Source organism: Rothia nasimurium (genome assembly GCF_035916755.1).
Taxonomy (GTDB): Bacteria; Actinomycetota; Actinomycetes; order Actinomycetales; family Micrococcaceae; genus Rothia.
In genome coordinates, this window is record NZ_JAYWIX010000004.1 from 164,221 (window position 1) to 176,840 (window position 12,620).

The 12,620-nt window shown below is 55.9% G+C and carries 10 protein-coding genes and 1 CRISPR repeat array (1 of these 11 running past the window's edge); of the genes, 8 read left to right on the plus strand and 2 right to left on the minus strand.

Annotated features, from left to right (window positions below; translation table 11 throughout):
• Positions 1 to 4 precede the first annotated feature (4 nt).
• The gene (locus VSX42_RS05785; RefSeq protein ID WP_326503383.1) at positions 5 to 736 is read right to left on the minus strand and encodes a glycerophosphodiester phosphodiesterase family protein; all 732 of its coding nucleotides are present in this window, start codon (positions 734 to 736) and stop codon (positions 5 to 7) included.
• Between the two features lie 138 nt (positions 737 to 874).
• Positions 875 to 2,317, minus strand: a complete 1,443-nt coding sequence (locus VSX42_RS05790; protein WP_326503384.1) for an RNA-binding domain-containing protein — start codon at positions 2,315 to 2,317, stop codon at positions 875 to 877.
• 351 nt (positions 2,318 to 2,668) lie between these two features.
• On the opposite strand from VSX42_RS05790, the gene cas3 reads away from it, so the two are divergent.
• Genes cas3 through cas2e form a run of 8 tightly spaced genes read left to right on the plus strand, consistent with a single transcriptional unit; the run spans position 2,669 to position 11,682 of the window.
• Positions 2,669 to 5,548, plus strand: coding sequence for a CRISPR-associated helicase Cas3' (cas3, locus tag VSX42_RS05795; protein WP_326503385.1), 2,880 nt, complete (start codon positions 2,669 to 2,671; stop codon positions 5,546 to 5,548).
• A complete protein-coding gene (gene casA, locus VSX42_RS05800) occupies positions 5,545 to 7,224 on the plus strand; it encodes a type I-E CRISPR-associated protein Cse1/CasA (RefSeq protein WP_326503386.1) in 1,680 nt (559 codons plus the stop codon). Before cas3 ends, casA begins: the two co-directional genes overlap by 4 nt.
• An 11-nt stretch (positions 7,225 to 7,235) precedes the next feature.
• On the plus strand, positions 7,236 to 7,859 hold the full coding sequence (gene casB, locus VSX42_RS05805) for a type I-E CRISPR-associated protein Cse2/CasB (RefSeq protein ID WP_326503387.1): 624 nt from the start codon (positions 7,236 to 7,238) through the stop codon (positions 7,857 to 7,859).
• Between the two features lie 23 nt (positions 7,860 to 7,882).
• Positions 7,883 to 9,001 (plus strand): type I-E CRISPR-associated protein Cas7/Cse4/CasC, encoded by a 1,119-nt coding sequence (gene cas7e, locus VSX42_RS05810; protein WP_326503388.1) that lies wholly within the window; start codon positions 7,883 to 7,885, stop codon positions 8,999 to 9,001.
• Positions 9,002 to 9,006: 5 nt separating this feature from the next.
• Positions 9,007 to 9,699, plus strand: coding sequence for a type I-E CRISPR-associated protein Cas5/CasD (gene cas5e / locus VSX42_RS05815; protein ID WP_326503389.1), 693 nt, complete (start codon positions 9,007 to 9,009; stop codon positions 9,697 to 9,699).
• The gene (gene cas6e, locus VSX42_RS05820; protein ID WP_326503390.1) at positions 9,696 to 10,382 is read left to right on the plus strand and encodes a type I-E CRISPR-associated protein Cas6/Cse3/CasE; all 687 of its coding nucleotides are present in this window, start codon (positions 9,696 to 9,698) and stop codon (positions 10,380 to 10,382) included. Before cas5e ends, cas6e begins: the two co-directional genes overlap by 4 nt.
• A complete protein-coding gene (gene cas1e / locus VSX42_RS05825; RefSeq protein ID WP_326503391.1) occupies positions 10,379 to 11,320 on the plus strand; it encodes a type I-E CRISPR-associated endonuclease Cas1e in 942 nt (313 codons plus the stop codon). The genes cas6e and cas1e overlap by 4 nt, the downstream gene beginning before the upstream one ends.
• Positions 11,317 to 11,682, plus strand: a complete 366-nt coding sequence (gene cas2e, locus VSX42_RS05830) for a type I-E CRISPR-associated endoribonuclease Cas2e (protein ID WP_326503392.1) — start codon at positions 11,317 to 11,319, stop codon at positions 11,680 to 11,682. Before cas1e ends, cas2e begins: the two co-directional genes overlap by 4 nt.
• Before the next feature lie 79 nt (positions 11,683 to 11,761).
• A CRISPR array of direct repeats spans positions 11,762 to 12,620; the repeat unit is 29 nt; unit sequence GTGCTCCCCGCGTATGCGGGGATGAGCCG; it runs 4,343 nt beyond the window's last position.

Below are 12,620 nucleotides of genomic sequence, written 5' to 3' on the forward strand. Positions count from 1 at the left end.
TAATTTACTTCTCTAGGTGCAGCAGCTGCTCGGGGTAGTCGGTAAAGACGCCGGTGGCGCCCCAGTTTTTGAGCTCGTTGGCGCGGGCGGGGCTGTTGACCGTCCAGACGTTGACCTCGTACCCGGCTTCGCGCAGGGCCCGGACGGTCGCGCGGGTCAGGCCCCGGTCTTCCAGGTGGGCGGCGCTAGCGTTGATGAGCTCTAGAACGGAGCGCCAGTCGGGCTGGAACATCTCGGTGACGAAGAGGGCTCCCACCGCATACTGCGGGGCACGGCGTTTAAACTCGGCCAGGAGCAAGTGGTTGAAGGAGGAGACGATCACCTCCCGCCCCGGCTGCAGGCGGGCTAGCTCTTCGATAACCCGGTCAATCAGCAGACGGGAACGCTCTGCCCCCTGCTCGTTGGATTTCAGTTCGATGTTGAGGTTGAGCCCGCGCTCATTGGCCAGGTCAATCAGCTGGGCCAGGGTGGGCACAGCCTCCCCTGCCGTGTCGGGTGAAAACCAGGCGCCAGCGTCCGCCTCGGAAAGCTGCTTGGCGGTGTAGCTGTAGAGGGGGCCGGTGAGGTTGGTGGTGCGGTCGAGGTCGGTGTCGTGCAGCAGGACAGGCGTGCCGCAGGCGGCAACGTCAACGTCGGTTTCGACCCAGGTCGCGCCGGAGTCAGCAGCGGCGGTGAAGGCAGCGAGGGTGTTTTCAGGGCGGGTTCCGGACGCCCCGCGGTGAGCAAAATAGATCATGCACCCATTGTGCCCCCGTGCGCCTAAACGGCAGGTGAACCACACGACAGAAGATAGCCAAACAAGCGCGTCCGCACCGGCAGATGTCGCTCAAATACCGTTTTTAAGCAACATCTAAGAAAGTAGCCTTTGGCAGAACTAAACCACCCGATAAGCTCGGCTCTTACGCCCCCCTACCGGCTCTGAGGTAACCTTGCCCTGCTTGCGTAGTTTGTTGAGGTTGTAGTCCACCTGACGACGACTCAGCCCGGTGGCTTCCATAATTTCTTGAACGGTGTGCAATCCTGAACGCAAAAGGTGGTTGTAAATAATCTCGTGGGTGGGTCCGTCAAGAACCTGTGGCAGCACCGATCCTGCATTCATAGCCAGCGGAGCACGCCGAATGATAGCAGTGAATTGGAAGCCCCTATCCACAAATTCAATGGGTAGCAAACCAGCACGTTCCATAGCCCGTTGCGCCTCATAAATTCCGTTACCCTCACCCTCAATGACACGGGAACCTGAGGACGTTTGCAACAGCTTACAGATTTCGTAGAGGGCAGGGTTCACGGCGGTTTTATGCCCCGGCTCGGCCAACCGGTCAGTAGTGATTGCCCACAGGCCACCAGGATTGGTCATTACAACGCGGTCAGGCAGGATTCTGATGACGATATCCTTGACATGAGCGGTATCGGCGTCAAGCGCGCGATGCACCAATGCGTTCGCCACCAGCTCGCGTAAGACAATACCGGGAATTTCCGTCTCATTTTTGAGACCGCCCCTACCGTCATCAACAACTGCGGCGCGCAGGTTGCGGCTAAGCCAAGCAAGAGACTGTTCTAGTAGGTCAGGCAGGGGGCCATCTGCTTCCAACTTATCGAGGTTACGCGCAACCGCGCCGGTAACCACACCCGAAACTTTGAGCGAGGGGAAGAACTGCTGTGGATAGTCGCCCAGCGCGTAAAGGCCCGCCACAGTAAGCTGCTCTCCCTGCGGAGCAAGCACACTCTTTCTTTTAAGGACGGTGGTGTCATCTAAGCTACTCAGGCGCTGGGAGGTGCGCCGAGCGTCCTGCACGAACTGTTGCTGGTAAACGGAGTCAAGATCGTTTACGGTACTGCCTGCGACCGGTGTCATATCATCATTGCCACGTTCACGGGAGGCTAGGATGCGCGTGATCTCATAGTCATCCATGGCATAGTCACCATCAGAGGAGCGCATATAGGCTTTTTTCTTGTAGTAGCAGGGGCGCTCGGTGATGGGCAGTGGGGCTACCTCAGCAATGAGGATTTCGTGCCCACCCAGGTTTAGACGCGTAAAATCAGCGTTACCTGCGGGTTTGAGGTGGTTGCGCAAGGTTGCGCTCATGGACTTTTCAAGCTCATTGATATTGTAGACGCCGACAGGTGCGAAGCTCTGCGCCTCATCAATACCGCAGATGAGAGTGCCCCCGTCAGGCATATTAGAGAAGGCGCAGAGAGTCTGTGCGATGTTCTCAGGGTGGCCATCAAGGGCTTTCTTAACCTCAATGTTGGGGAGCTCTGCTCCGTAGGCAGTGAGCTTATCCAGTGTCTTCTGTAGACGTTGAAGAGTCCATTTCATAGTTACATTTTTACACTGTTAGTTACATTTTTACACTGTTAGTTACATTTTTACACATGATATTTACACACTTAGAGCCCCCTGCGGGGCCTCTGAATTGTCCTGCGCCCGCAAAACTGATGGAATGGAGAGGGCTTCCATGACATGTTCCACCCGAGCAAGGGTGGATGAGCCCTAATAGCTATACATACTCAGCATAATCCTCAAAGCATTGGGGCAAGCTCCCCGCCCAGACGGACGGGGAGCTTTCTTACCCCACAAAGTCTATTTATAGATATTACTTGATTAATTTCTGAAGCCACATTAGAGTAGCTTACATCACGACAGGCTATACACTAGATGTGAGTAGACATGGAGGTCTCAATGAAGCCACTTTTTGCGGGCACCTTCCCGGATTGGAGCACCCAGGCGGCTAGTCTCTGGGCAAAGACTGACCGCACTGAAGAGGACAGCACCGCGTGGCTCAACCTGCCTCAGCACATGCTCGATTCAGCCCAGGTGGGTGCCTATCTTTGGGAGAACTACCTGTCAGCCAATCACCGTCGCTTCATCAGCAAAGAACTCAACCTCACGGGTGACGAAGCCCAGCAGCTGGCAGCTTTCCTCTGTGGCGCTCACGATGTAGGCAAGGCAAGTCACTCCTTCGCAACCCAGCTTAACCACTCCGAACGTTACAGCTTTCTACTCGATAAGATCCGTTCGGCAGATTTACCGCTTCCTTCGTCGGTTCCGAAAGATATGTGGCTGCCCCACTCAGCAGCAAGCTACTACATCACCCTTGATTACCTGAGTGCTAAATTTGGCAGGTCCAGCCGCCGCAAACTCACCGGTCTCTGTGAGGCACTGGATGCCCACCACGGTCTGCCATCAGGTAAGACCTTTGTACAACAAATGGCCTTCGAGAGTGACCATATGGGCACGCCCTGGTTTGCGGTACACACCGAGCTGCTGGATAAGATTCTTGAATTGACAGAGGCTGAAACTGTTATCGAGAAGCTGCTTCAGAATCGCGCTAAGTTCAAGGACAGTACCAAGATGCTGTTCACGGGTTTGGTGATTATGGCTGACTGGATTGCTTCTAACGCCTACTATTTTCCGTTGGGTAGCTACACCCCAGAACAGCAGCACAAGCGTTTCGAGGCGGGTATCGCGAAATTGCGCTTACCGGCTCAGTGGTCACCTGAGCATTTTGCAGGGCGCTCACCGGCTGAAATTTATGCCGCCAAGTTTTTGTGGAATGCGGCAGACTCCCCACGGCCTGTACAGGAAGCCGTGTTGGATGTCCTCAACACAGAAAAACCACCCAAAATGCTGATTATTGAGGCCCCCATGGGTGAGGGTAAAACCGAGGCAGCACTCGTGGCAGCAGAGCGTCTGGCTGAGATCAATGGATGTAACGGTATTTTCTTCGGTGCCCCCACCATGGCAACTACCGATGCTCTTTTCAACCGCATTCGCAGATGGGCGGAGCAGTCCCACAAGTCACCCGTGGTATCTATGTACTTGGGTCATTCGAAGAACCAACTCAACGCGTCCTACAGCGAGCTTGACCGTTTTGCTCGTTTCAATCTTGCTGACGAAAGCAACCACACCACAAACCATGTTCAGGTGATTGCCCACCAGTGGTTCCGCGGGCGCAAGCAGGGTATCCTCTCAAGCCTGGTGGTTGCCACGGTTGACCAGGTGCTGATGATGGCGCTCCAGAGCAAGCACCTGATGTTGCGGCATCTGGGTTTGGCAGGCAAAGTCGTAGTAATTGATGAGGTTCATTCCTACGATACCTATATGGGGCACTACATGGCGGCGGCGCTAACCTGGTTAGGCAGTTACGGGGTGCCGGTAGTGCTGCTGTCAGCTACTCTGCCACAGAGCATGAAGAATGATCTTGCCCTTGCCTACCGTAGGGGTCTAGTGGGTCGGACCCACGAGGCCGTGGAAGTGCCGGATGTCGGGGATGCCTATCCAGTTATTACGGCGGTGGGCAACGAAAGTATTGATGTGTATGAGGTTGCCCCCAGCGCCCGCCGCACCAGCTATTCGGTATTACCTATGGCTGACGATCCACAGTCGCTAGATGCTGTGATGGGTAGAGTGCGGGATGGCGGCGGTTGTCTGCTAGTTATCTGCAATACTGTGGATCGCGCCCAGGCTGCCTACCGGTTAGCTAAGGACGCGGTGGGTGAGGAGGCCTATCTACTCCACTCACGTTTCACGGCACTTGAGAGGGTGGAGCGTGAGTCCTACCTAGCGGGTGAACTGGGTCCGGACGCTTCCCTAGGGCAGGGCCGCCCGGAACGCCGGATTGTGGTGGCAACGCAGGTGGTTGAGCAGTCTCTGGATCTTGATTTTGACTGTATGATCACGGATATTGCACCCATTGACTTGGTTTTGCAGCGTTTGGGGCGTCTACACCGGCACCGCAGACCCACCGGAGATAGGCCAGAGTGGGCGCAGGAACCAGTGGTGTACGTGCGGGGCATGGAAGAGCCTCCTACCGAGTTTACTGCCCCGGTCTTTGCTCGTGGCGTGGACACGGTCTACCAACCCGCTCTGCTCCTACCCACCTGTAAGGAGCTGGCTCTGCACACCTCAGAGGGCACGGTGCTAGATATTCCCAGGGATATTCCGCGTATGGTACGCGCGGTTTACTCGACTCCCAGCGTCCTGCCTGCTTGGAATACCACATACGAGGAAGCGGTGAAGCAGCTTGAGAATGCCAAAAACCATGCACGCGGCAAGTCGGCAACGTTCAGAGCAGAACTAAGTACGTCTGTGCGCCCCTTCGCCAATGTGTGGGCAACACAAACAGGTGACCTCACCGATGAACAGGGCGCCGCCCAGGTACGCGATACCGAACCAACTATTGAGGTGGTTCTGGTTCAAGAAGTGGGGCAGGGCTACTACCGTCCACTGCCCTGGCTGATGGATGATGAGCCGCCGGTTCTGGCCAATGGTTCCGTTCCTGACGAGGATTTATCTTATTTACTTGCCCAGGCAACGGTGCGGTTGCCCTATCAGATGTCTCGCCCCTGGATAGTTGACCAGGTACTCGATGTTCTTGAAGGCACAACGGATATTGCCTGGCAAAAGTCCCACCTGCTGAGGGGGCTACTCCAACTAAAGCTTGATGACAACTATGAGACAGAACTAGCCGATTTCAGGCTGCGCTACAGCCAGGAGCTTGGCCTGCAACTGATTGATATTCCCTACCAGAGAAAGGACGGCGAATGAGTTCCACAACAACCCAGGAGGCTTTTAACCTGCTTGATAGGGGGTGGATTCGGTGTTCTATGCTGAATGGAGAGATCAAGACCCTTTCCCTACTTGAGGTTTTTGACCAGCTGGACCAGGTTCGCCGGCTGGCAGGGGATTCACCCCAGCAGGATTACGCTGTCTTCCGCCTTTTGTTGGCAATATTCTGGAGAGCGCAAGCCACTACCGATGAACTGCGAGATTCAGCTGATGACCTCATGGGCTGGTGGGCAGACCTTTACGAAGGCGAGACAGCTCATCTTGCTTCCCCTGTGGCAGATTATCTTGAGAGCTACCGCCACCGCTTTAATCTTTTCGATGATCAAGTACCCTTCATGCAGGTAGCAGATTTGGCAACGAAGAAAGGGGAACATTCTTCTATTCAGCGTCTGATTCCAGAAGCTGAGCTGGACTACTTCACCATGCGGGCAGGTGCAGGCAGGGAGGCAGTGACACCGGCTGAAGCAGCGCGCTGGCTCGTAGCAATCCACGCTTGGGATTATTCAGGTATCAAACCCGGTGCGCTGGGGGACCCCCGTGTCAAGGATGGTAAAGGCTATCCCATTGGTATCGGCTGGACGGGCTGGACCGGCGGTGTAGTTATCCACGGCGCGCATCTGGGGCAAACACTCATGCTCAATACCCCAGCAACCACCGTTCTAGATAACACGCTGTGGGATATAGACCGCCCCGTGTGGGAACGTAAACCTGACACCTCAGCACCGCGTTCTAGCGAGTTCCCCGAAGGTCCCTGTGACGTGCTGACCTGGCAGATCCGTCGCGTTCGACTCTTTAGAGAGCAGGACTCAGTAACTGGGGTTCTGGTGACCAATGGCGACAGGATTGAGTTCAGGAACCAGTTCGCTGATCCTATGACTGGCTACCGCTACAGTACAGCGCAATCCAAAAAAGGCAATCCGGTGTTCTTCGCCAAATCGCATCAGGAAGAACGCACCCTCTGGCGGGGTGTTGAAGCACTATTAGCGGGCGAACAGCTACAGGACATCCCTCAGGGAGGTGAATCGGACAAGCAGCCGGTCACCCTAAAGTTTTTGCAAGATTTACAGGGTAGTGAGGTCCTAGAAGCAGAGCAGGAAGTTCAGGTGGAGTTAGTAGGTATTATCTACGGCAATAATTCAGCTGTTATTGCTAACTCAATCCATGAGCTCATTCCCTTCAAGCTCCGTACGCTTATCGCGCGGGATACACTCCCCCAAAGAACTATCGTGCTTGCTGCCCGCAGAGCGGTTCAAGCGTCTGTCCACTTGGGGCAGTTTGTTGGGTTCTTAGCAGAAGCAGCGGGTAACAACAACGAATTTGGGAAAGAAGCTACCCACCGGCAAACAGCGCGTGCTACAGCTACTGGACGTGTACTGAACAAGCTAGAAAACAGTTACAAGGCGTGGCTGCTCACCGTAACCCCCGAGGCTAATGCAGATTATCTTCTGAATCAGTGGTCTGACACTGTTGAAGAGCTCATCAAGAAAGAAGCAAAGGTTCTGGCAGATGGCGCAGGTAACAAAGCTCTGATTGGCAGGCTTGATCCCAAATCTGAAAAGCCCCGCTTGCTCAGCACCTCAACTGCCCTAGGCAGACTCGAGATTTCTCTCAAGAAAACCCTAGAACGCATACCCGATGTCGAAACCCAAGCATAGAAAGGAAGACTGTGGAAACCACCGCATCAGACGCAACTCAACCGGGTGCCGCGTCCACTGCCAAAACCTCTTTCTATAGCTCCCTAGCCCAGGCTATTTACACCCTGTACGGGGACTATGAGAAAGGAAACCGGGCTACCCTTGCCGCTCTGCGTAAGGCAGCAGGCAAGTCGCCAGAAAAAGACCCGATGGCGTGGTCATATGCCCTGGGTCTTCTGCCTCATTTCGCTTACGAAGGAAGAGGAGACACCGCCAATGAGGCAGAAACTGCCGCTTTCACCGCATTTACGCTCTACGCCCTGCACCAGCGTTCGCTCTCACGTCCTATGCACCAACCCAACAGGTCGCTGGGAACTGCGGTTGCCGAACTAACCGTAGCCTCCAACAGCAAGTCGGTAAAAAGCAGGCTCGATACTCTCATGCTGGCACGCACTCAGGCAGCAACCCACTACCACCTGCGTTCACTCGTCAACCTGCTGCACGCCCATGAGATTCCCCTAGACTACGCCCAGCTGGGCAGCGACCTCTGGAACCTAGCCCGACCCGCTAAGTGCCAGGGCGTCATTCTGCGCTGGGGCAGGGATTACGCCTCAGCCATCTGGAAAACAGCCTCTTCTTCCGAACCTTCCGTATAACCCTCTAGATAAGGAAAAATACTATGTCCCTCTTTATTGATATCCACGCCCTGCAGACCCTGCCCCCCAGCAACATCAACCGCGATGATACCGGCTCACCCAAGACCGCGACCTTCGGCGGTGTACCCCGCCAGCGTGTATCTTCCCAGGCGTGGAAGCACGTCATGCGCCACAACCTCGCTGAGGTGCTGACCCCCGATCAGATGGGCGTACGCACCAAACGGGTTGTGCAGAAAATTGCTGATCGAGTTTTACAGCTGGATGTTTCCTGGGATAAGACCCGTGCGCTGGCAGAAGCGGAAACCCTGCTCAAGACCGCAGGTATTAAGGTGGAACGTCCTAAAAAGAAAAAGGATGCAGAGATCGAACCTGAGGTAGAAACAGGTTACTTACTCTTCCTCAGCAACCACCAGATTAGCGCCGCTGCCCAGGCAATTCTTGACGCTGATGGTAAGAAAATCGCTAAGAGCGATGCGAAGAAGCTCCTGGATGATAAGCACTCCGTAGACATCGCTCTCTTCGGCCGCATGGTTGCAAATGACGCCTCATTTAATGTGGATGCTTCAGCCCAGGTAGCTCACGCCCTGGGTGTAGCGGGCGCTGAGCCCGAGTTCGACTTCTTCACCGCAGTAGATGACGTGGTGAAAGACGCCGAGGAAACCGGTGCGGGCATGCTGGGCACTGTTGAAATGATGTCCTCTACCCTCTACCGCTATGCCACCCTCAACCTGGACGCGTTGGCAGCAAACCTAGATGATCGAGAAACCGCCGTCAAGGCCGCCCGCGCCTTCGTAGAAGCCTTTCTGGTTTCAATGCCCACCGGTAAGCAGAACACCTTCGCTAACCGCACTCTACCTGAGGCAATTCTCGTCAACATTCGCAAGGACCGCCCCGTCAACCTGGTGAACGCCTTCGAAGTTCCCGCAACCAATGAGGACGGCGGCTACCGCCTGCAAGCAGCTAAGAAACTAGCAGCTGAGGCTCAGGCGGTTGACTCCATGTACGGTTACCAGCCCGAAGCGTCCTGGATTGTTGCCCTACCCCAACTGGTAGGAGAACTCGAAAAACTGGGTACCGTCACCAGCCTGCCGCAACTACTCGACGAACTCACCGACGTCCTCACCGCAGCGGAGGCACAGTAAACCCCATGAAAACACTGGTTCTTAAACTGAGAGGGCCTTTACAATCCTGGGGATCAGACAGCCGCTACCACACCCGCTCAACCCACACCGCCCCCACCAAGTCAGGCGTACTGGGTCTGCTGGCAGCGGCTCAGGGGCGATACCGCACCGACAATATCTCAGACTTAGCTGGTCTAGAGTTCGCAGTGCGTATCGATCAACCCGGCAACCTAGAACGTGACTACCAGGCAGCCCGTGAACCGGGAGCAAAAACAGTTAACCTCTCTACACGCTACTACCTGTCGGACGCGATTTTTCTGGTAGCAGTATCGGGGTCAGATGAACTGATTGAATCCCTTGCCAAAGCCGTGAAGTCACCAGTTTTCCCGCTCTACCTGGGGCGTCGCAACTGCCCAGCTAATCACGACATCTTCATGAACCTAACAGATCTTGATGTCGAGGAAGCCCTACGCGAGTTACCTTGGCAGGCAAGTACTTGGTACAGAAAACGGCGAGAGAAGACCGTCTACCTGCCTATCGTTCGGGACGCACGAACAGGGGAAGACGGTGATCTGCTGCGAGATAGCCCCCTCAGCTTCAGCCAAGAAAACCGCCAGTATTCCTGGCGGACGGTCTTTGAAGCATCCCCCGTGGTTCTCGATAACGAGGACGGCACAGAGTCATTCGATCCATTCTTTGAGGCGGTGCGTAGTCAATGACATGGTTTAGCTCAATTCTGATTAACCCTCAGAAACGTGAGGGCCGGAAACTACTGGGTAACCGACAGCTTATGCACCGCGCGGTGTTACAGGCCTTTCCACCAGGATCGCTGGATAACACTGGGCAGCGTGTTCTCTGGCGCTTGGACCACGACGGGCTGAGATACACCCTCTACCTGGTCAGTCCCATCGAACCTGATTTGACCCACATCGCGGAGCAGGCAGGCTGGGTATCACAAACCTGGAACTCCATCAGCTACGACGGGTTCTTAGACCGCATCATGACCGGGCAAGAATGGGGTTTCAGACTCCAGGCCAACCCGGTTAAACGCCAATCAACCCCACCCGGTACTCGCGGCAAAGCGCTGCCCCACGTCACCCCTGAACAGCAGGTAGCGTGGCTGACCGACCGCGTCGATAAGCTGGGCTTTGCCATCAAGGAAAGCAATGAGGCGCTGGGCGGTCTACTTGTGGACGTCACTCACCGGGAAGACCTACGATTCAACCGCAAAGACCCCAACCGGGGCGGAAGCAACGCCCAGATAACCCTGCGCAAGGCACAGTTTGACGGCATCCTTGAAGTAACCGACGCTGCCCTACTCAAGCAAACGCTCGTGGACGGTATCGGTAGAGGCAAGGCATACGGATGTGGCCTGATGACCCTGAGGAGGGTAGCAGTATGAGCATTCCCGGTACACCGCCACCCACTAGAACCGAGTTAGCGCGCGTAAGTGACAGGCTATCTTTTGTCTATCTAGAACGGTGCGCGGTGCACCGGGACGCTAACGCGGTAACAGCTACCTCAGATAAGGGCGTGCTCCATATACCTGCAGCGACCCTGGGTTGCCTACTGCTGGGGCCGGGCACCCGCGTCACCAATGCCGCTATGACATTGTTGGGTGACTGCGGTGCCAGCGTAGTCTGGTGCGGCGAGAACGGTGTACGTTTTTACGCCCACGGTAGTTCATTGGCGCGAAGCTCCCGCATGCTACAAGCCCAGGCTGAGCTGGTATCTAACTCACGTGCTCGCCTTGATATTGCACGCAAAATGTACGCATACCGGTTTCCCGGTGAAGACGTCTCAACCCTCACTATGCAGCAACTACGCGGCAGGGAGGGCGCACGTGTCCGCCGTATCTACCGGGAACATGCCGAACGTACCGGTGTTACATGGGGACGTCGCGACTACGACATCAATATCTTTGAAGATAGCAATCCTATTAATCAGGCTCTGAGCGCCGCCAATGCGGCACTCTACGGCGTGGTGCATTCAGTCATCGTTGCCCTGGGCTGTGCACCCGGTTTGGGTTTTGTCCATACAGGGAAAGAGAAATCTTTTATCTACGATATTGCTGACCTGTATAAGGCTGAAATCACCATTCCTGCCGCTTTTAATGTGGTTGCAGCAGGGAGTGACAACCTTACATCGGATGTGCGCCGGGCGGTTCGGGACGCGGTAGTAACACACAAGCTGCTGGCGAGGTGCGCCCGTGATGTTTCACGACTACTAGTGCCAGATATTGATACGGAATGGGAGCAGATTGACGAACTCTCACTCTGGGCTGGTCCTGGTAAGGGAACTGTGAACGCAGGCATTAACTATGCAGGTGATACCGAGTGATTGTTCTAGTATTATCTGCTTGCCCCGAAGGGTTACGCGGAGACCTCACCCGTTGGCTACTTGAAATCAGCCCCGGAACATTTGTGGGCAATGTTTCTGCCAAAGTGCGAGACGCGCTCTGGGAAAGGACCTGCTCCTACGCCAGCAGCGGTAGAGCAATTCTCGTTTACTCCTCCGACAGCGAACAGCGACTGCGCTTCAAAGTACATAAGCACGACTGGGAACCTGTGGATATTGAAGGCCTGACACTTATGATGAGACCGCTACCTGGTTCACGCAGTACACCACAGCGCAAACCAGGCTGGAGTAAGGCACGCGCTCAGCTACGTTCGAGAAATCCCTCATGGCGCAGTAAGATGTGAGCGATTAGCTTCTCGACAAAACTCACTCAAACTGAACGAGTATTACCCTTGGCTCAGGTAAAACCCCTTGTCAAGAAGCGTGCTCCCCGCGTATGCGGGGATGAGCCGTGGACGTTTTCGGTGGGGCGGTACCCGGCGGGGTGCTCCCCGCGTATGCGGGGATGAGCCGACGAGCTAGACGGCCTACCGGAGCACTGGGTAGTGCTCCCCGCGTATGCGGGGATGAGCCGCAATTTGACTTTGGACATTGGAGAGCGGGGAAGTGCTCCCCGCGTATGCGGGGATGAGCCGGAGTGACGCTGATCTGATTCTAGCGGAAAGGAGTGCTCCCCGCGTATGCGGGGATGAGCCGGCACCATAGCCCCCTCATAGCTTAGCGAGGGCGTGCTCCCCGCGTATGCGGGGATGAGCCGGACGCTAACCGTATCTCGGTAGGCCAGCGCATGTGCTCCCCGCGTATGCGGGGATGAGCCGGCTTACCTGCCTAAGCGGCGACGTTGACAGGCGTGCTCCCCGCGTATGCGGGGATGAGCCGATAGAGGCGTACAAGCCGGACTCGTTGATGATGTGCTCCCCGCGTATGCGGGGATGAGCCGGCGCATCAGAATGGGAGTTCTCAGCGTGCTCACGTGCTCCCCGCGTATGCGGGGATGAGCCGCCGTGAGTGTTATCAGCCCTGACCATTTCCGTGTGCTCCCCGCGTATGCGGGGATGAGCCGACCCTGCTGAATCTCAAGTCTGCTGGGCACCCGTGCTCCCCGCGTATGCGGGGATGAGCCGGGGTCAATGTTCGTAGAAATCGAGGGCGGCGCGTGCTCCCCGCGTATGCGGGGATGAGCCGGTGGAGTATAGAACTTCCAGTACACACATTGCGTGCTCCCCGCGTATGCGGGGATGAGCCGACCATCGAGGGCGGGGGAGAGAGGTTCACCGGGTGC

Excerpts from the sequence above, each read along its gene's own strand:
- cas7e (WP_326503388.1), top strand. The coding sequence starts at position 7,883 with ATGTCCCTCTTTATTGATATCCACGCCCTGCAGACCCTGCCCCCCAGC.
- VSX42_RS05785 (WP_326503383.1), bottom strand. The coding sequence starts at position 736 with ATGATCTATTTTGCTCACCGCGGGGCGTCCGGAACCCGCCCTGAAAAC.
- casA (WP_326503386.1), top strand. The coding sequence starts at position 5,545 with ATGAGTTCCACAACAACCCAGGAGGCTTTTAACCTGCTTGATAGGGGG.
- cas6e (WP_326503390.1), top strand. The coding sequence starts at position 9,696 with ATGACATGGTTTAGCTCAATTCTGATTAACCCTCAGAAACGTGAGGGC.
- cas3 (WP_326503385.1), top strand. The coding sequence starts at position 2,669 with ATGGAGGTCTCAATGAAGCCACTTTTTGCGGGCACCTTCCCGGATTGG.
- cas1e (WP_326503391.1), top strand. The coding sequence starts at position 10,379 with ATGAGCATTCCCGGTACACCGCCACCCACTAGAACCGAGTTAGCGCGC.
- VSX42_RS05790 (WP_326503384.1), bottom strand. The coding sequence starts at position 2,317 with ATGAAATGGACTCTTCAACGTCTACAGAAGACACTGGATAAGCTCACT.
- cas5e (WP_326503389.1), top strand. The coding sequence starts at position 9,007 with ATGAAAACACTGGTTCTTAAACTGAGAGGGCCTTTACAATCCTGGGGA.